This window comes from Nostoc sp. (assembly GCF_036917275.1).
Lineage (GTDB): Bacteria > Cyanobacteriota > Cyanobacteriia > Cyanobacteriales > Nostocaceae > Nostoc.
Genome location: NZ_JBALDF010000046.1, coordinates 1 through 18,748, shown reverse-complemented (window position 1 = coordinate 18,748; position 18,748 = coordinate 1). Strand labels below are relative to the sequence as shown.

The window sequence follows — 18,748 nt, the reverse complement described above, 5'->3', positions numbered from 1 at the left end:
CATTAAGCCTTAAAGGTTGAACATTAAGCCTTAAAGGTTGAACATTAAGCCTTAAAGGTTGAACATTAAGCCTTAAAGGTTGAACATTAAGCCTTTGAACCTCAAAATTCGAGTTTTGTACTTCAAATGGCTAGGCAATCTCTACGACAGGCTACGCTTACGCAGTTTTTATTATTGGCTATGTAGAGTATGATGCCTAAGGGCAAGCCACTGCGCTTCTACGCTGCTAAAATTTGAACTACAACTGTTGTATCGCATCAATTATTGCTTGCAGTTGGGCAAAGATTTCCACAAGTGAAGGGTTATGATGTAATTTGGCTAGAAAGGTGCGACGCAAAATAGCTCGTCGTAGACATCACGTAGCGAAGGGAGGCAATTGTTAGCGAGATGTTTCTCTTAAAATGATTGCATAATTTCCTCTTATCGTCATTGTATTGGGATGACTTACACCTAAAGTATGTTCAGAAATTGTCAAAGCTTCCTCAAACAAAGGTTTGGCTTCTCTATAGCGTCCTGTAAATTTGTAGAGTAATGCGAGATTGTTCAGGCTATTGGCAACATGGTGATGATTGTTTCCCAGTAAGCGTTTTCTCAATTCTAAAGCTTGCTGATATAGGGGTTCGGCTTCACTGTAACGTTCTATAGAACCGTAGAGTAATGCGAGATTGTTCAGGCTAGTGGCGACATCGGGATGTGCTTCTCCCAGTAAGCGTTTTCTCAATTCTAAAGCTTGCTGATACAGAGGTTCGGCTTCGCTGTAGCGTTCTGTAAAACGGTAGAGTTCTGCAAGATTGTTCAAGCTTTGGGCGACATCGGGATGTGCTTCTCCCAGTAAGCGTCTTCTCAATTCTAAAGCTTGCTGATACAGAGGTTCGGCTTCGCTGTAACGTTCTGTAAAACGGTAGAGTTCTGCAAGATTGTTCAAGCTTTGGGCGACATCGGGATGTGCTTCTCCCAGTAAGCGTTTCTGGAGTGACAAAGCTTGCTGATATAAGGGTTGGGCTTTGCTGTACTGTCCTGTAGATTCGTAGAGGATTCCGAGATTGTTCAGGCTTTGGGCGACATCGGGATGTGCTTCTCCCAGTAAGCGTTTCTGGAGTGACAAAGCTTGCTGATACAGGGGTTCGGCTTCGCTGTAACGTCCTATGGAATGATATAGTGCTGCGAGATTGTTCAGGCTAGTGACGACATTGGGATGATTGTCTCCCAGTAAGCGTTTGTTCAGTGCTAAAGCTTGCTCAAACAAAGGTTTGGCTTCACTGTAGCGTCTTGTATATTTGTAGAGTCCTGCCAGATTGTTCAGGCTAGTAGCAACATCGGGATGTGCTTCTCCCAATAAGCGTTTTCTCAGTGACAAAGTTTGCTGATACAGAGGTTCGGCTTCGCTATACCATCCTGTAAAACCGTAGAGTTCTGCGAGATTGTTCAGGCTAGTGGCGACATGAGGATGTTCTAAACCAAAACGATTTTCAGCTACCTCAATAGATAGTTTGTACCAAAGTTCTGCTTGCTGATAAAGTTTTTGACCTTGATAAAACCAGCCTAAACCTGTGGAAGGTCTAATTAAATCCTCGTCACTGAGATACTGGGATAGACGAGTTGCAATTTCTGCAATGTGGGGGATAGCAGAAGTGAGGTTGAGAATCTCTTCACAGTTAGGCCGTTGAGGAATTTGCTTTGCTACCTCTACCATCAGCGCGACAAAAGCAGTTTTTACCTCATCTGCTTCACTTGACTCATCCAACTTCATTTGGAAAAATTGCCGAATCAGTGGATGTAGACGATAAATTCCTTTAGCCTGGCATTGAATTAAATGCAGTTTCCGCAACTGCGCTATAGCTTTCTCCCAGAATTCTTGTTCTTCGTCATCTTCTATCGCCTCAACAGATAAGGGAATGTCAGCCAAGGCATACAAACTCAGCCAACAGCCTAAGCTTTGTGCATTCTTATCCAATTGTTTCCAACTCAATGCAAAAGCTTCAGCCACGCCGTATTCATAACGCATCAATGGGTTAGTCTTGGCTACTGCTTCGTGTTCCAGTCGGTTTTTTTCTAGCCGCTTGTGCAGTGTTTCCAGAGACAAATCTGGCATTGTATCCAGATATCGCCCCACTAACTCTAACGTCAAAGGCAAATATCCCAAGAATTTACAAATTCTTCTTACAACCCAAGGCTCACTTTTAAGTCGTTCCCTGTCAACCAGCGACTTTAATAATTTCATCGCCGCCAATGGTTTGAGGACATCCAGACGTAATTGCAGTAAAGTTCTGTCAAACCCCAGGCGCATTGTCAGCAATACTTTAAACCGAGGTGATTCTAAGGGTAGGTAACGCTGAACTTGTTTTTTGTAGTGGGTGACATCATCAAACACCAGCAGCACTTCACCTTGTTGCCAATTCTCCCAGCAGTATCGAAGCCTATCTGCTAATTCCCAGTCGTCCGGTGCAATGAGGTTAAATTTTAATTGGGCAAATCTGAGAATCTGAATTCCGACATCAATTCCCTGTGCTGATAACCAGCAAACCCCACCTTGATAATTCTGTAAATGTTGTTTGGCGTATTGGGTAGCCAGTTCAGTTTTTCCTACACCACTCATACTCATCCCAGCTACAATCGCAACTTGCCCAGATGTTTGTAATGAGGAGTGCAAGTTTTGTAGTTCCACCTCACGTCCCACAAATTTTTCAAATGGGACAGCAGGGGGAATATTTTGATGAATTTCCTTAATTGTCGTGTGGGCAGCGTTCGACTGACTTATACTGAGCATCTCGACTTTTCTACGAGACGCTACGCGTAGCTTGCTTCCTTGTAGGGGTACGCTCGATGGAGCGGTTGCCGTTGGCGCAGCCTCTCCAAGAGTTGTAGCGCTCACGCCGAAGTCTTGCCCGCCATTATATTTTGCTTTCAAGCAAGTGCGTAACTTTTCTAGTTTGCCTCGACTCTTAGAAGTCGCTAATTCAGGACAACTTTGGGCAAACTTGTCATACACCTTAGTCATCAGCTTTTTGAAAACACTAACACCGATGTTCAATTCGGTGGCTAGTTTTACCTGACTTTTACCTAAGTTTTCATTCTTCAAACGCTCTACAAAAGCTGCCGTTTGCTCTAGGGATAAGTTATGAGTAGCAGCTTCATTGGCTAGAAAATCAACCCATTGCATAGACAGCTTCTGAGATTTCTTCTCGATTCTACTTAATTTCTACACATTTCGAGGGAATCTCCTCTTCTTTTGGCAGAAATACCATTTCTATAGAAAGCATTTAGAAGAGGTTCGAGCCGTGAAAACTGCCTTAACAACTTCAGTCAAATTACCCAAACTTTGTTAGATAGTTAGGTTTATTTGAGCCAACTTACTTATTTTGGATATGAGGGGGTAATTGACAACGGGCAATTAGCATGAGAATCGAACCGCCAAGGACGCCAAGAGCGCCAAGGAAGAAGGAAGAGGGAGCGATCGCTATTTGAAGTTACAATTTGTAGGCGATCGCTGTTAAGATTTTAGCTGCATTAGATTATTTCAGGCTTTAGCTAGAAAAGAGCCGATTTGTAAGTTGTTCTAATACTTTTAATGATTTTAATGAACCTCGAATTAGTCGAGTAGCAGCAAGGGGTTGTCGAAGCATTCCCATCGCTAAAGGAAAAGGGTTTAGGGAACCATCAGAGTTAATTGCTGATGTAAGATCGGGAATATCGTGCTGACAATCGTCGCTGACTACTCGCAGCATTGCCACGTCCACCCCAACTGTATTGAAAAACTCTAGGGCGGTAAATCCTTCCATGTCAACAACATCAGCCGCTAAAGTCTCACCCAAATGGCGTTTTTCGGACGGAGAGCAAATCATGCGATCGCTTGTTAGAGACTTGACTAATGAGACTTTTTCTGATATCTGAGAATGCAATTGTGCTGTGAAAGTGCGATCGCATTCTTGCCGCTTCCCAGAGTAAACACAATCTTGATAGAGGACAATATCACCAACTGTGTAGCGATCGCTCAAGCTGCCACATATACCCATGATTACAACTCTGGATGGAGCCAGAAATTGCCCATTTCTTTGAGATTGTTGCAGATATTTGAGTAAAGGCTTCATCCCAACAGGTATGGCTACTACCGTTGGGATGGAAGCAGTAACGCCGCTTAATCCGCGAGACACAGCTTTATATTCTGCTCCCTGAGGTACCAAAATTGTGTTAATGGGCAAAAAATTAGGCACTAGCCCTCTGAATATTTTGAAGTTTGCGTCTGGATATTAACTCAAGGGTGCAGAGGGCGATCGCACTTTGTTAGGACTTACGCAAAAATTGCCAACTTCGCTTAATTTATCGAACCGCCAAGACGAGGCAGTGCGTTGGGCGGCTCTGCCGACTTGAAGCAACTGCCGTGCCAAGAGCGCCGAGAATTCGTAGAGTGTGCGTAAGTCCTATTTGTAAAAGGGGATTATTCACCATCGCTGCATAACCACTAACTATTGCTCCGGCTTGTCGTTCTGCATCCAGAGTTTTATCCCAAAAGGGAATACTGCGTAGAAGCTCAAGGCTGTATCGTCCAAATCGGGCCACGGGAAATATTCAGGCTGATATTCCCTGTAGCTTTCGGTAAAGCTCCAGCAGAATAATTCCTTATGCTCAACAGAACCAAGTTTCATGTGTCAAATTCCATTCTGGATTAAAAATTTTGCCATATCTTGAGTGACAATAAGTAATATTGCCGTTTCGTGGAGACCAAAACTCGCAAACCGAAGGTGATTACTGTAGCATGACTAAATAATTGTGTCACCCACACGATAATTTTCCAAGATGGTAAAGCTTGATCGCTCAAAATCCGCACGAGAACTCTTCAATATTTCTAAGTTAGCGATTCAATTTTCGTGGCTGACGGTGAGTTTTTGGATTGCCGTAACGGTAGCTGGTGTTCTGGCTTTCAGTTCTCTCAAGTATGCTTTGTTTCCAGATATTACCTTTCCAGTGGTGGTTGTGAATGCTACAGCTCCCGTGACAACTGCCGTGGATACAGAGGCGAAGCTCACCCAACGCCTGGAAGAACGTCTGCGCTCCCTAAAAGGACTGGAGAATATCCGCTCATCCACTTATCCTAGTCAAACTGCTGTTAGCCTTTCTTTTGCCGTTGGTACGAATTTAGAAACATCGACCAAAAAGGTTGAAACTGCCCTCAAACAGTTGACTTTGCCTCAAGGAGCAACTTTCAAAATTATTCCCTTGAATCTAAATGAGTCAGCCGCCATTAGCTATGCCGTTGAGAGTCCCTCAAGGAATCTCACAGATTTGACAAAGTTGGCGAAAGACGAGATTGTAAGTGCGATCGCTAAATTACCAGGAGTCCTAAAAGTCTCACTACTGGGCGCTGCTACCGCAACTCCCCTAGCTCCAGCGAATGCAAGTGCCGCGGCTCCCCCCCAAGCAGGGGCGACATTAGTCAGGTTTAACGGGCAAGATGCTTTGGCATTTCAGGTAATCAAACGTGGCAGTGCTAACACCTTGGAAGTAGTGAGTCAGGTTGAGAAAGAAGTCCAAAGGCTGCGATCTAGCCTCAATGATGTCAAACTCACTTTAGCTGCTACCCAAGCAGAATATATCCGCCAAGCCACCCAGTCAACAATCGATGCTTTGCTGGAAGCAGTCTTGTTATCTATCGTGGTAATTTTTCCTTTTTTGTGGAATTGGCGAGCCACCCTGATTTCTGCCTTGGCAATTCCTACGTCTATTTTGGCGACGTTTATTGTCATGGCAATTTTTGGTTTCAACTTAGAAACGATTACGCTGTTAGCTTTAGCTTTGGTGATCGGTAGTATTGTAGATGATGCGATCGTGGATGTGGAAAACATCATGCGACACGTTGAAGATGGGGAAACTCCTCGCCAAGCAGCACTTTTAGCTACAAATGAGATTGGATTAACAGTCACCGCCGCCACCTTGACAGCAGTAGCGGTTTTTTTACCTATAGGTTTGATGGGTGGTGTAATCGGTCAATTCTTCAAACCTTTCGGCATCACTGTTTCAGCGGCGATGCTTGCTTCTATGCTAGTTGCTCGAACTTTATCTCCAGTTCTGGCTATCTACTGGCTGAAACCTAAATCCTCGCTTTCCCCGCGTCAGGAAGCAAAAATCTGGGTGGCATTTACTCAATCTTACAAAAACTTGCTGAGTTGGTCTTTGAATCACCGCAAGATAGTTATCGGATTAGCTGTCCTCAGCTTCATTGCAGGTATAGTGCTGATTCCACTAATTCCCAAAGGCTTTATTCCTAAACTCGATCGCGGCGAATTCAATATTGCTTATACGGCTCCTTTGCCGAGTATCCCCGGAGGGACAGGGGAGCAGGGGATAAATCCCAGTCCGCAGTTGCCAATTCCTAACCCTTTGAACGATTCTCTTGAGGTTGCTAAAAAATTAGAAGATGTAGTGAGAAAATCACCGGCAGTTGAAACGGTATTTACTACTGTTGGTTCTCGCGAGGGTGAGCCGAATAAAGGCATACTATATGTAAAGTTAAAGAGCGATGCCTACGGCAAGGACTTCGTCCAACGCACAATCACAACTGCGGAACTACAAGACCAATTCCGCTCCTCCTTACCTGTCCTTTCTGGGGTAACTACCAGTGTGGAAGATATTCAATTTGTTGATTCTGGCGGTCAAAAACCTCTGCAAATAGCATTACGAGGTGATAATCTCCAAGCTTTGAGCAAAGCAGTCAAGGCAATTAAAGAGAGAATTGAGAGAATACCGGGATTTGCCGATGTCACGGTTACAGGTGAAACGAATCCACAGGGCACGGTTTTTCAGATCGAGCGTCTGAATAATCAGCGGGTGGCCTATGTCAGTGCTAATCTTGGCAAAAATCTATCCTTGGGTGATGCTACTGATAAAGTGGTAGCTGAAGCTAAGGCGGTGTTACCGTATAATGTTTCCTTAAATTTAGGAGGAGATTCTGCTAGTCAAGGTGAGGTTTTTAGCAGTTTCGGCAGTACTTTAGCTCTATCTGCCCTGTGTATTGTTGTGGTACTAATTTTGCTATTCAAAAGCTGGATAGACCCTCTGGTAATTGGTGTCTCTTTGCCCTTGGCACTGGTGGGGGCAATGTTAGCACTACTGATCACCAAAAGCGACTTTGGGATGATTTCACTGATCGGTTTCGTTTTTTTGCTGGGGCTGGCAAATAAAAATGCTATCTTGCTTGTGGATTACATCAACCAGTTACGCAGTGCTGGCTTAGACCGCACTGAGGCGATCCTCAAGACTGGATTAGTGCGCCTCAGACCAATTATGATGACCACTGCCTCCACTATTTTAGGGATGCTACCGATCGCCTTAGGTTTTGGTGCGGGTTCCGAATTGCGATCGCCTATGGCTGTAGCGATCGCAGGTGGACTGGTGACTTCAACTATCCTCAGTTTGATTGTTGTGCCAGTAGTCTACACTATTTTGGATGATTGGTTTCCCCGATTTCAGAAGAGGGGGACAGGTTGATGCAAGTTTTTGTCACTGGGGGTACGGGCTTTATTGGTGCCCACTTAGTACGGTTGTTGTTGCAACAAGGATATGCTGTCAAAGCACTGGTTCGCTCAAGCAGCAATTTGGAGAATCTCCGTGGTTTGGAAGTGGAAATTGTCAAAGGCGATTTGAATGACCCAAATCTTTGGCAACAGATGGGAGGTTGTCAATACCTATTTCATGTAGCAGCCCATTATTCCCTATGGCAATCAGACCGAGAGTTACTCCATCGTCACAATGTCCTGGGTACGCGCAATGTGTTGGCAGCAGCTCGCAAAGCTAACATTGAGCGCACCGTCTACACAAGTTCAGTGGCAGCAATTGGGGTAGGATCATCTGGTCAAGTTGTCGATGAAACACATCAGAGTCCCTTAGATAAGTTGGTGGGTGACTACAAAAAGTCTAAGTTTTTGGCGGAACTTGAAGCTATGCAAGCCGTTGCTACAGGTCAGGAGGTAGTTATTGTCAATCCCAGCAGCCCGATTGGCTCGTTGGATATTAAACCTACCCCGACGGGTGATATAATTTTACGGTTTTTACGACGGCAAATGCCTTTTTATTTGGATACTGGTTTGAATTTTATCGATGTGCGGGATGTGGCATGGGGGCATTTACTAGCTTTGCAACGGGGTAAATCAGGCGATCGCTATATCTTAGGTCACCAAAACCTCAGCTTAAAGCAACTGCTAGAACAACTTGCCGATATCACAGGTTTAAGCGCACCTCAACGAACAGTACCCGCTTGGTTACCCCTTAGTGTTGCCTGGGTTGATGAAAAGATTCTCGCACCACTAGGAAAATTGCCCTCAGTGCCATTAGATGGCGTTCGGATGGCAAAACAACCTATGTATTATAATACCGCTAAGGCTGTACGAGAATTAGGTCTACCTCAATCTTCGCTGAATGGAGCACTCAAGGATGCTGTGGATTGGTTTGTTGCTCAGGGTTACGTCAAATAGCAAAACTCAGCGTCCCTCTGCGCTTCCCTTTGCGTCCCTCTGCGTTTAAAAAAGCTACTAATTCTGGAAATGCTCTACTTAGCTGTGCTACTGTACGATGACTAACGTTTTGCCTTTTCCAGTGGTGTTTTTATATCTACAAGAGGAGCGATCGCAACAATGGCAGTTAATCTACAACAAGCTATAGACATTGGGAAGTATCTGGTTACTCAACGTTTGAAAGGACGTAAACGCTTCCCTTTAGTATTGATGTTGGAACCTCTTTTTCGGTGTAATTTAGCCTGTACTGGTTGTGGTAAAATCCAACATCCAAAGGAAATTTTAAAGCAAAATCTCACCCCAGAACAGTGCTTTACCGCAGTGGAAGAGTGCGGCGCACCGGTTGTTTCAATTCCTGGGGGAGAACCTTTGCTGCATCCCCAGATTGATCAGATTGTCCAAGGATTAATTGAGCGCAAGAAATATATTTACTTGTGTACCAATGGTTTGTTGTTAGAAAAGAGCTTGGATAAGTTTCAACCTTCTCCTTACCTGACTTTTAGTGTGCATTTAGATGGGATGCGGGAGTTGCACGATGAATGCGTCGATCGCAAAGGTGTTTTTGATATTGCTGTCAAAGCTATTCGCGCCGCTAAAGCTAAAGGCTTTCGTGTCACTACTAACACAACTATCTTTGAGGGAACTGAACCTAAAGATATGCAAGAGTTCTTCGACTTTGTGAAAACACTAAATACTGACGGGATGATGATTTCTCCCGGCTACAGTTACGAGTGGGCACCAGATCAAGATCATTTCCTCCACCGTGAACAAACCCGCGCCCTCTTTCGGGAAATTCTAGCTCCATACAAAGCTGGTGAAAAAAACTGGAACTTCAATCACAATCCGCTGTTCTTAGATTTCCTCACTGGTGAGAAGGACTACGAATGTACGCCTTGGGGTAGCCCTAGTTATAGTGTTCTCGGTTGGCAAAAACCTTGCTATTTACTGAACGAAGGTTATTACTCTACCTTCAACGAATTACTGGCAAAAACTGACTGGAGTCAATACGGCCAGAAGAGTGGTAATCCCAAGTGTGCCGATTGTATGGTTCACTGCGGCTACGAACCCACTGCTGCAATGGATGCAATGCAACCGCAAAATATGGCACGTGCCCTTGGTAGTGTGTTTGGCAGGAACTAATAAGTAGTAAATGCTACATATTTAGAGCGGGCGATCGCAGCTTGGAAGTATTATGAGGTAATTCGTAGCGATCGATGAATTGGTGTTAGCAAAGCGGGGCGTTATTTTAAGCTCCGCGTCCCCCCTCTTTGCCTCCCGGTTTATTCTTGATTAAGATGTCTGGAAAGTTTTGAACCTTTTGCTGCCCTCTTCAAACTATTTTTGGCTAATTGATTCTGGAGTAATTGCAGCATATTGTTCAGGTGTTAGTACAGCTTCCTGAATATTGACTTGTTTAGGAATCACACCATATTTATAGAAGTAATCTGCAACTCGTTGTTGGTCTTTAATTAACTTTGGAGAAATAGCCCTCAATCCATAAGTGCGGCGGCTAACTACCTTTTGCATAATGTCGGGAGGTAGTTTTTGGTATGGTGCGATTAAGTTTGCTGTTTCTTGGGGATGTGCCTCAGCCCAGCGCTGGATTTTATCAATCTCCTCAATCACTATCCGCAATACTCCAGGATTGTCAACCGCAAATTGCCTCCCACCAATATAGTATGCACCAGGGGTGTCAAGTCCTTGGGCAGTCTTGATCACTCGGATTTTACCTGCTTTTTCAGCCACAGCCAAATAAGGATCGCCAGCCACCCAAACGGGAATTTTTCCTTCTAGAAAAGCACTACTAGCTTCTACGGTGGGTATACTCAAAATTTGAAGATCACTAGGTTTCAAACCTGCATCTTCCAAAGCTCTAAAGACGAAATAGTGAGACGCAGAAGCTTTTTGAAAGACTATTTTTTGTCCTTTGAGATCCTTGACGGTCTTAATGGGAGAATTCGGTGGGACAGCGATTACACTTGATATGCCCGTTTTTTCAGTGCGGCGAGAACCAACAACATAAACGATTTGAGCGCCAGCAGCTTGGGCGAAGATGGGCGGGGTTTCCCCGACGGAACCCAAATCGATTTTACCGACATTCATCGCTTCCATCAGTTGTGGCCCTTGGACAAATTGTGCCCACTCCACCTTTACTCCCAGAGGCTCCAGACGCTTTTCTAATACTTTAGTTGTTCTGATCAAATCGCCTGCTGATTGATACCCCATGCGAAGTACTTTGGTCTTGATTCCAGATGAATTGGTTTCAGATACATTTGTAGCAGAAGATGGGGTTTGAGCTTTTTGCCCATCGGCTGTGCAACTAACTAATGTTAACGAAGTTGCCAAGGTTAACAACCCAGGTGCTAAAAGCAGCGTGAAACGGCGAAAGATGTTTATATACTGAGGTTTAACTGTAGCGGTCATAAGTTTTTTGTAAAGAAAGTTTTAGAGGCATTAGACCTCTTGCATAAGTCGAATAGACCCCCCTTAATCCCACGCCACTTGCTACAACGGAGGGAACCTCCCTTCGGGTTCAGCAGTTCCTCATGGGGGAAACCCCCAAGATCGGACTGCCTCACCGCAACGCAGTGGCTCCCCGATATATTGGGGGGAAACTTTAAATCTTGCCCCCTCCCCTTTATAAGGGGAGGGTTAGGGAGGGGTGATTCAAGGATTTTTGCAAGAGGTCTATTATTTACCTGGCTTTACTTGGAACACCAGTAAACGCGAACAACTGTTGCTCTTTGGGTGCAGCCAAACTTTCGCCAAGGTAACGATGAATACCTACTCCCATGTCTCCTGTTGCAGTGAGTTTGAAGTTCACTTCTTCAAATCCATGTTCATGAAAAAATTTACGGACAGCCTCAGAGTGGGGAATACCGTTAGAGTGTCCACGAGTCCAAATCACAAAAGCACCTTGTTTGCTGAGAAAACTCAGGTTTGCCAGTAAGCGATTGAGTTCAGATTCATCTGCGAGATTGCCGAATACACCACATACAATCACAATATCTGCTGGTACTGCTGCTACATAGTTAGAAGAAATAGTTGCATCACCATTGATAAACTCAATTTGTTTTGTCAAACCCAACGATTCTATTGTTTCTTGTCCACGTTCAACTAATTGTGGATTTAGCTCCACTAGTCGGGCATAAACATCTTTTGTCCGTGGGTGATTGATTTGATAACGTTCCTAGCAAATCTCGTCCATCACCCGCGCAAACACTAACTATACGGATTAACCCTGGTTGGGACAAGTTCAAGCTATGGGAAATGTATTCTTGCACAATTTGCAGCCGTTGTTGCAATTTTGGTTCGTTCTTGTAGAGGTCATGCCATTCAAACCAGTCTTTTACCATAAGAGGTGATTTCCGTTTTCATTAACTATGAAGAAAGCAAAGTGACAAACTGGGCAATTTTAAACTACGGTAAATTTATCAAGAAACAGTATTTTATAAGTAAACGCAGACTATCACGGAAATTCATTCAAGATCAAGTCTTTTTTCTTTGGTTTGTAAATCCGGCAATTTAACAGCTGAGAGCTTGCAAGACAGCTTTGTATTCCAATCGAGGAAAGCTCATAGAAATACTGGGCTGGAGTCGATGCGACAAAATCAACACAGATGCACTACATATTTCAGTCCGATTCAGGCAAAATTCAAATTTGTATTACTCAAAACTTAATTGCTCTGTATTCCTCCAGTCGGATAAAATATACTACGGTAACTCAATAGTTATTTAATTAGGACTTACGCACACTCTACGAATTCTCGGCGCTCTTGGCGTCTTGGCGGTTCGATAAATTAAGCTTTTTGGCAATTTTTGCGTAAGTCCTATTAATAGTACTTGTGTTGTTTAGAACACCAATTCAGTAATCTTGGAAGAACCTTTCCCCTACCTTTCTCTTATGAGAAGAGGGGAGCAACGCAAAAAAGTGAGATCCTCATGAAATGAGCTTTCTTGCGTAAGTCCTGTAAATGTGGGTAGTTTACCCTAAAGCTATTCTTTGTAACCCGCCAAAGCAGGCTTTATTTAGAGTGTTCCAAAAAATAAATGATCCAAAACCTGTCATTGCGAGCGCAACGAAGTGTAGCGAAGCAATCCCAAGATATTACGATTGCTTCATTCCGCTTTGCTCCATTCGCAATGACAATTGGGCACTTTTTTACTTGGAGTACTCTTATATTGGATTGTAAATCTAGAGCTTCGGCGGCGCTAGTAATAATCCTAAGTCTGGCGATTGCATAGTTTACAGCGGCTATTAACTTACCCCTACAATGGATGCAATGTAATCGCAAAATATGGTGTGTGTCCTTGGCAGTCTGTTTGGCAGGAGCTATGAAGTAGCCAATACTACACCAATTAAGTGTGCGATGCCTGCGGCGGGCTACGCTTACGCATTCTTTTAGGGATTTCTCACAAATAAATTATCCCATCTTTTGAGGTGGAGAAAAAAGTGTTAAGTTCTGTAACTAAAATTAACAAACATAACAATAATTTGTAATAAATAATGAGGCTGCTGCATTGTATAAAGAGAACTTAGAAGTAAAAAACAACATCTTAATCAGGTTTTCCAGTCGTTCACAGAAGTTTTAAGTTTTTTAACAAAAGTTTTAATCTGAAAGCCTGGAGATCGTAAACTTATTTCTGGAGATGTCTGTTTTAAACCTTTCGGAACTCGTCAGGCAGTGCGGGCATCAAAAAAAACTGAACCATTCAGTTTTGAGTCCAACTATTCTTAACGAAGCAAATTAGGAGATTTAAGGCAATGGTTTTAGATGCATTTGCAAAAGTAGTATCCCAAGCTGATACACGTGGGGAATATCTCTCAGATGCACAATTGGATGCATTGAGCGAACTAGTCAAAGAAGGTAACAAGCGTACAGATGCCGTTAACCGGATTACCAGCAATGCATCTGCTCTTGTTGCTGCTGCGGTTCGTGATTTGTGGGCAGAACAACCTCAATTGATCAGTCCTGGTGGTAATGCTTACACCAGCCGTCGCGCAGCTGCTTGCATCAGAGACTTGGACATCATTCTTCGCTATATCACCTACGCTATCTTTGCTGGCGATTCAAGCGTATTAGATGACCGTGCCCTCAATGGATTGCGGGAAACCTACTTGGCATTGGGAACTCCAGGAGCGTCAGTTGCTGTTGGTATTCAGAAGCTGAAACAAGCTTCCCTGGCCATTGTCAACGATACAAATAACATCACCAGAGGAGATTGTAGCGCTCTGTCATCTGAAATAGCTAGCTATTTTGATCGTGCTGCTGCTGCTGTAGCTTAAGCAAAGCTTGCATTGCTGATGTTGACTAAATAATTGTCCATCGGACAAAACAAAATTTCAACCAAAAAGTTTTGAAAGGGAAATACCAAAATGTCAAAAACACCTCTAACTGAAGCAATTTCATCGGCTGACTCTCAAGGTCGCTATCTCAGCAGCACCGAAATTCAAGTTGCTTTTGGTCGCTTCCGCCAAGCGCCAGCTAGCTTACAAGCAGCAAAAGCATTGAGCGCTAATGCTCAACGCTTGACCGAAGGTGCTGCTCAAGCGGTGTATAACAAGTACCCTTACACCACTCAACAACAAGGCCCCAACTTCGCAGCTGATGCACGCGGTAAAGGCAAGTGTGTACGTGATATCGGCTACTACTTGCGGATTATCACATACGCATTAGTTGTTGGTGGCACAGGTCCCTTGGATGATTTCTTGATTTCTGGCTTGGCTGAAATCAACCGGACTTTTGATCTATCTCCTAGCTGGTACATTGAAGCCCTCAAGTACATCAAAGCTAACCACGGTCTAAGCGGTGATCCAGGTGTTGAAGCAAATTCCTACATCGACTATGTAATCAATACTCTAAGCTAGAGTGTTTCTTTAGCCCGGAGAGGAAATCAGCTCTTATGACAAGTAAGTTCTATGAGTTGTTTACCTCTCCGGGCAGTTTTATTTTCAAAAGACTGTTAAAAGACTAGAAAAAAATTTTCTAAAAAGTTTTCAGTTTTGTAGTTAAAACTGAGGAGGTTTAAAAGATGGCAGCTTTGGGACAAGCAGCAAGATTAGGAATTGGAGCATTTGAAAACTCACCACTGGTAGAACTACGTCCTGATCGAACAGAAGAGGATGTAGCAGTGGTTATCCGGGCGGCTTACCGTCAGGTTTTGGGTAATGCATATATACTGGAAGGAGACCGTCTAGAGAGTGCAGAATCACTGTTGCAGCAAGGTACAATCTCAGTGCGGGGATTTGTGCTAGCCATTGCTCAATCAGAACTCTATCGGGATAAGTTTTTCCACTCCAATTCACAAACTCGGTTTATCGAGTTGAATTATAAGCATTTATTGGGGCGTGCCCCAGAAGATGAGTCAGAGATTTCTTATCATGTTGAGCTTTACAACTCACAAGGTTACGAAACTGAAATTAACTCCTACATTGACTCATTAGAATATCAAGAAAGTTTTGGCGAAAATATTGTGCCCTACTATCGAGGCTTTAAAAGTCAAGTAGGACAGAAAAACGTTGGCTATAGCCGACTGTTCCAACTGTATCGGGGTTATGCCAATAGCGATCGCGCCCAAGGACAAAAACAAGGACGGCTAACCTGGGAAGTGGCTAAAAACCTAGCTTCACCCATTTACCCAGTCTCTGCCGGAGCCTTAACAGGCCTCTCTACAGGTGGTCGCGGCGAAACATACCGGATCAAAGTGCTACAAGCAGCTTCCCCGAACTCAGCTGTAGTACGGCGGGGAACTGCGGAATTGATCGTTCCCTACGAGCAACTTTCTAGTAAATTGCAGCAATTGAATCGCAAGGGTAGTAAAGTGATTAGCATTACTACCGTATAAATAGGGAATCGGAGGGGAGTAGGGAGTGGGGAAGAGCTACTGCGGTCTTGGAGTTAATCCAAGTGGAGCAAGTGGCATTAGGGAGTAGGAAGGTTTACCACTCCCCATCTTCCACTCACTACTCCCCTTAGCAATTACTAATTACAAAAGGAAAATTACCAATGGCTATTACAACAGCAGCGTCTCGTCTGGGGACAGAGCCTTTTAGTGATCAGGCTCCTGTAGAATTGCGTCCAAATGCAACTAAAGAAGACATAGAGAGAGTCATTGCTACCGTCTATCGTCAGGTGTTGGGCAACAACTATATATTGGCAGCTGACCGCCTCATAAGTGCTGAATCTATCCTGCGTGATGGAAAAAGTACAGTGCAAGAGTTTGTGCGTCAAGTAGCTAAATCAGAACTATACAAATCCAAGTTTTTCTACGACAATTTCCAAACTCGCGTCATCGAACTCAACTATAAACATTTGTTGGGTCGTGCCCCCTATGATGAGTCTGATGTGGTTTTTCACTTAGACTTGTATCAAACCAAGGGATATGAAGCCGACATCGATTCTTACATTGATTCGCCAGAGTATCAATCTAACTTTGGTGAAAATATAGTGCCTTACTATCGCGGCTTTGAAACCCAAACAGGACAGAAAACTGTGGGATTTACCCGGATATTTCAACTTTATCGCGGCTATGCCAGTAGCGATACCTCCCAACTCAAAGGCAAAGACACCCGCCTAGCCAGCGAACTAGGTCGCAATAGTGCATCCGTCGTTGTTCCTCCCTCCGGTGGTCCCTCAGGCTTTTCATACGTTGCTTCCGAAAAAGGTGTTACCCCCAACAGTACTTTCGGTGGTGCAGGAACTTTTGGTAAAGAAGGCAGACTCTACCGCATTGAAGTGGCAGGCGTTTTTGGATCTGGGTATCCTAGCACCCGCCGTGTCAATCAAGCGGTGGTTATACCATATGAAGAACTATCTAGTTACTTCCAGAGAGTGGTAAAACAAGGTGGTAAAATAGCCAGTGTGAAACCCCTTTAGTGTCATTTGTCAATAGTGATTAGTCATTATTAGAGACAAAAGACTAATAACAATTTAGAATTTGGAATTAATTTTATGGTTGGACAAATTAGTGGTAGAACTAGTAGTCGCTACTTTCGGTATGAAGTAGTCGGTCTACGCCAAAGCGAAGAAACCCAAAAAACCAACTATCCGATTCGTTCTAGTGGCAGTGTATTTTTCACAGTGCCTGAGAATCGGATGAATCAAGAAATGCAGCGGATTACTCGCTTGGGTGGCAAAATAGTCAGCATTCAGCCATTGAACGCTGAGGCTAAAACAGATAGCGGACAGAGCAATCCTCCTTCTTCTAATGAATCCCAGTCCGCGTAAAATTGAAGATTTATCACCGATAGGTGGCTTTGCCAACGATGAATCTTTAACAGTAGAGCAAGCTCTAGCTAATCTGGAAAGTGCAGATTTAGGCTTGCGGTTTTATGCTGCCTGGTGGTTAGGTAGGTTTCGGATAGGTGAAGCAGCTGCGATTACAGGACTGATCAAAGCTTTAGAGGATGAAGCCGACAGGACACCAGAAGGCGGATATCCTTTGCGGCGGAACGCAGCTAGAGCCTTAGGAAAACTAAACGATCGCCAGGCAGTATTACCTTTAATTGGGTGTTTAGACTGCTCAGATTTTTATGTCCGGGAGGCGGCGGCACAATCCTTAGAAATGCTAGGCGATCCGGTTTGTATTCCCGCCCTAATCAAGCTATTACAAGTAGGTTTGCAGGATGGGCACCTCATATCACAGCCTGATTTATCTCAACCCTATGAGGCCATTTTAGAAGCCTTGGGAACCTTGAGGGCGACTGAGTTCATCCCTTTAGTAAAGCCATTCTTAGAGCATCCAATCGAATTAGTGCAATATGCTGCCGCACGAGCCATGTATCAATTAACCCAAGAACCAGTTTATGGAGAACGGTTGGTACAAGCTCTGGCGGGAGATAAATTGCAATTGCGTCGGGCAGTGTTAGCAGATTTGGGAGCGATTGGATATCTACCCGCAGCAGATGCGATCGCCCAGACTCTTGCTGAAAATAGCCTAAAGTTAATTTCTCTAAAAGGATTACTAGAATATCAAGTTAACCACATAACATCAAACACTTTCTCAGAAGGTGCGATTAAAGTCATCAATTTGATGGATTCGCTGTTGTAGTGATAAATTCTAGATAATCAGTTGTCATTAATCCGTTTAAACTAAATATTTCCCACACATAAACCCCCAACCCAACTGCAAAATCAGGGTTAGGGGTTTATGTATGATGTCAACTACGGATAGCTTAAGCTACAATTGGCTGACGACTAATTACCCATGAAAAATTATTATGAATAATAGTGATCTTGCCGAAATATTGATCCGGGCTGTGGAAGAAGCAGATTCCTCGGATCGCTTATTAGACGCAGTTCAGGAGTTAGCAGCAGCTAGTATAGAGGAAGCTGTTCCCACACTAATTGCAGCTTTGGGCTACAACAATCCAGGGGCGGCGGTGGCGGCGGTAGATGGATTAATTGCGATCGGGGAAGTTGCAGTACCGCCACTATTGGAACTAATTGATGATTACAACTACGGCGCTAGAGCCTGGGCAATTCGTGCCTTAGCGGGAATTGGCGATGTTCGGGCGCTGGATACCTTGTTAGAGGCAGCAAAAAACGATTTTTCCTTAAGTGTGCGGCGGGCAGCTGCCAGGGGATTAGGCACTTTGCGCTGGCATCAAGTACCGTCTGAAAAACTGGAATCTGTTCAGACTCAGGTATTAGAGGCGCTATTACTCATTTCTCAAGATCCAGAGTGGGTAGTGCGCTATGCGGCAGTGACGAGTTTAGAAACACTAGCCGTTGCAGTGGCAGTCACTTCACCTGATCAAGCATCGCGGATTACAAATCAACTCCAGCAAATGCTCGATACAGATGCCGATCTCGGAGTTCGCACCCGTGTAAAGTTTGCACAGGAAAAAATTCAGCAGCAAGAACATCAAAAACAACATCAAGAAGTTTTTGCACCAAAAAGAAAGCTACAAGACACTGAATTGCCTTATCGTGGTGGTGGAAGACGTTAAGCAATTCGTTTATTGCCGATTCCAATTGCATAGAATACAGCCTGTAGTGAGTGTTTACTGAAAGTTTCACTTTTCCAACTTGAAGTTTCATCTTCTAAGCTTGAGCTTTCTGGCACTATCGTATTCGGGGCAAAAACGATATTGAGGAAAGCTTTTTGGATGACAAGGCAGGTGGCTTTGAGTTGGAACGCTCTTAATTTAACTAATTCGGCGGAATTCCCCATCCGTCTACACGGTGGGGATGGATAGCCGGGTGATGACGAAAACACCTCCGACTAATATCAACCGCAGG

At 44.0% G+C, this 18,748-nt stretch carries 15 protein-coding genes and 1 pseudogene; 10 read left to right on the top strand and 6 right to left on the bottom strand.

Annotated elements, in window-relative coordinates:
- Positions 1-379: 379 nt before the first annotated feature.
- From V7K35_RS17440 to V7K35_RS17430, 3 genes are all read right to left on the bottom strand, one after another.
- Complete coding sequence (locus V7K35_RS17440; RefSeq protein ID WP_335080479.1) at positions 380-3,160, bottom strand: tetratricopeptide repeat protein; 2,781 nt, start codon at positions 3,158-3,160, stop codon at positions 380-382.
- 364 nt (positions 3,161-3,524) lie between these two features.
- Complete coding sequence (locus V7K35_RS17435) at positions 3,525-4,211, bottom strand: 5'-methylthioadenosine/S-adenosylhomocysteine nucleosidase family protein (protein WP_335080478.1); 687 nt, start codon at positions 4,209-4,211, stop codon at positions 3,525-3,527.
- 106 nt (positions 4,212-4,317) lie between these two features.
- Entirely contained in the window at positions 4,318-4,557 is a 240-nt protein-coding gene (locus tag V7K35_RS17430) for a hypothetical protein (RefSeq protein WP_335080477.1), read from the bottom strand.
- A 237-nt stretch (positions 4,558-4,794) separates the two neighbouring features.
- Here V7K35_RS17430 and V7K35_RS17425 point away from each other — a divergent pair, with 237 nt between their 5' ends.
- From V7K35_RS17425 to hpnH, 3 genes are all read left to right on the top strand, one after another.
- Positions 4,795-7,482, top strand: coding sequence for an efflux RND transporter permease subunit (locus V7K35_RS17425; RefSeq protein ID WP_335080476.1), 2,688 nt, complete (start codon positions 4,795-4,797; stop codon positions 7,480-7,482).
- Positions 7,482-8,465 carry a hopanoid-associated sugar epimerase gene (hpnA, locus tag V7K35_RS17420; protein WP_335080475.1) on the top strand — a complete coding sequence of 328 codons (984 nt, stop codon included), beginning with the start codon at positions 7,482-7,484 and terminating at the stop codon, positions 8,463-8,465. Before V7K35_RS17425 ends, hpnA begins: the two co-directional genes overlap by 1 nt.
- Before the next feature lie 159 nt (positions 8,466-8,624).
- Positions 8,625-9,644 carry an adenosyl-hopene transferase HpnH gene (hpnH, locus tag V7K35_RS17415; RefSeq protein WP_335080474.1) on the top strand — a complete coding sequence of 340 codons (1,020 nt, stop codon included), beginning with the start codon at positions 8,625-8,627 and terminating at the stop codon, positions 9,642-9,644.
- A gap of 195 nt (positions 9,645-9,839) precedes the next feature.
- Here the strand turns inward: hpnH and V7K35_RS17410 are convergent, their stop codons facing one another.
- The 3 genes from V7K35_RS17410 to V7K35_RS17400 all read right to left on the bottom strand — a co-directional run bounded on the left by V7K35_RS17410 (position 9,840) and on the right by V7K35_RS17400 (position 11,860).
- Positions 9,840-10,928 carry an aliphatic sulfonate ABC transporter substrate-binding protein gene (locus V7K35_RS17410; protein WP_335080473.1) on the bottom strand — a complete coding sequence of 363 codons (1,089 nt, stop codon included), beginning with the start codon at positions 10,926-10,928 and terminating at the stop codon, positions 9,840-9,842.
- Between the two features lie 271 nt (positions 10,929-11,199).
- On the bottom strand, positions 11,200-11,643 hold the full coding sequence (locus V7K35_RS17405) for a class I SAM-dependent methyltransferase family protein (protein WP_335080472.1): 444 nt from the start codon (positions 11,641-11,643) through the stop codon (positions 11,200-11,202).
- Entirely contained in the window at positions 11,618-11,860 is a 243-nt protein-coding gene (locus V7K35_RS17400; protein ID WP_335080471.1) for a hypothetical protein, read from the bottom strand. The genes V7K35_RS17405 and V7K35_RS17400 overlap by 26 nt, the downstream gene beginning before the upstream one ends.
- Positions 11,861-13,269: 1,409 nt before the next feature.
- Here V7K35_RS17400 and V7K35_RS17395 point away from each other — a divergent pair.
- The 7 genes and pseudogenes from V7K35_RS17395 to V7K35_RS17365 all read left to right on the top strand — a co-directional run bounded on the left by V7K35_RS17395 (position 13,270) and on the right by V7K35_RS17365 (position 18,456).
- A complete protein-coding gene (locus tag V7K35_RS17395; protein ID WP_334794491.1) occupies positions 13,270-13,791 on the top strand; it encodes a phycocyanin subunit beta in 522 nt (173 codons plus the stop codon).
- A 90-nt stretch (positions 13,792-13,881) separates the two neighbouring features.
- A complete protein-coding gene (cpcA, locus tag V7K35_RS17390; protein WP_273763452.1) occupies positions 13,882-14,373 on the top strand; it encodes a phycocyanin subunit alpha in 492 nt (163 codons plus the stop codon).
- A gap of 164 nt (positions 14,374-14,537) precedes the next feature.
- On the top strand, positions 14,538-15,350 hold the full coding sequence (locus tag V7K35_RS17385; protein WP_335080470.1) for a phycobilisome linker polypeptide: 813 nt from the start codon (positions 14,538-14,540) through the stop codon (positions 15,348-15,350).
- A gap of 161 nt (positions 15,351-15,511) precedes the next feature.
- Positions 15,512-16,381 carry a phycobilisome linker polypeptide gene (locus tag V7K35_RS17380; protein WP_335080469.1) on the top strand — a complete coding sequence of 290 codons (870 nt, stop codon included), beginning with the start codon at positions 15,512-15,514 and terminating at the stop codon, positions 16,379-16,381.
- A 75-nt stretch (positions 16,382-16,456) separates the two neighbouring features.
- Positions 16,457-16,661 (top strand): annotated as a pseudogene (locus tag V7K35_RS17375) (phycobilisome linker polypeptide); the annotation flags it as partial.
- Between the two features lie 51 nt (positions 16,662-16,712).
- On the top strand, positions 16,713-17,555 hold the full coding sequence (locus tag V7K35_RS17370) for a HEAT repeat domain-containing protein (RefSeq protein ID WP_335080467.1): 843 nt from the start codon (positions 16,713-16,715) through the stop codon (positions 17,553-17,555).
- A 169-nt stretch (positions 17,556-17,724) separates the two neighbouring features.
- The gene (locus tag V7K35_RS17365; RefSeq protein WP_335080466.1) at positions 17,725-18,456 is read left to right on the top strand and encodes a HEAT repeat domain-containing protein; all 732 of its coding nucleotides are present in this window, start codon (positions 17,725-17,727) and stop codon (positions 18,454-18,456) included.
- The last annotated feature ends 292 nt before the right edge of the window (positions 18,457-18,748 follow it).

What these genes read in the sequence shown, in the direction of transcription:
- V7K35_RS17440 (WP_335080479.1), bottom strand. Translation starts at nt 3,160, where the DNA reads ATGCAATGGGTTGATTTTCTAGCCAATGAAGCTGCTACTCATAACTTA.
- V7K35_RS17425 (WP_335080476.1), top strand. Translation starts at nt 4,795, where the DNA reads ATGGTAAAGCTTGATCGCTCAAAATCCGCACGAGAACTCTTCAATATT.
- hpnA (WP_335080475.1), top strand. Translation starts at nt 7,482, where the DNA reads ATGCAAGTTTTTGTCACTGGGGGTACGGGCTTTATTGGTGCCCACTTA.
- hpnH (WP_335080474.1), top strand. Translation starts at nt 8,625, where the DNA reads ATGGCAGTTAATCTACAACAAGCTATAGACATTGGGAAGTATCTGGTT.
- V7K35_RS17410 (WP_335080473.1), bottom strand. Translation starts at nt 10,928, where the DNA reads ATGACCGCTACAGTTAAACCTCAGTATATAAACATCTTTCGCCGTTTC.
- V7K35_RS17400 (WP_335080471.1), bottom strand. Translation starts at nt 11,860, where the DNA reads ATGGTAAAAGACTGGTTTGAATGGCATGACCTCTACAAGAACGAACCA.
- V7K35_RS17395 (WP_334794491.1), top strand. Translation starts at nt 13,270, where the DNA reads ATGGTTTTAGATGCATTTGCAAAAGTAGTATCCCAAGCTGATACACGT.
- cpcA (WP_273763452.1), top strand. Translation starts at nt 13,882, where the DNA reads ATGTCAAAAACACCTCTAACTGAAGCAATTTCATCGGCTGACTCTCAA.
- V7K35_RS17385 (WP_335080470.1), top strand. Translation starts at nt 14,538, where the DNA reads ATGGCAGCTTTGGGACAAGCAGCAAGATTAGGAATTGGAGCATTTGAA.
- V7K35_RS17380 (WP_335080469.1), top strand. Translation starts at nt 15,512, where the DNA reads ATGGCTATTACAACAGCAGCGTCTCGTCTGGGGACAGAGCCTTTTAGT.
- V7K35_RS17370 (WP_335080467.1), top strand. Translation starts at nt 16,713, where the DNA reads ATGAATCCCAGTCCGCGTAAAATTGAAGATTTATCACCGATAGGTGGC.
- V7K35_RS17365 (WP_335080466.1), top strand. Translation starts at nt 17,725, where the DNA reads ATGAATAATAGTGATCTTGCCGAAATATTGATCCGGGCTGTGGAAGAA.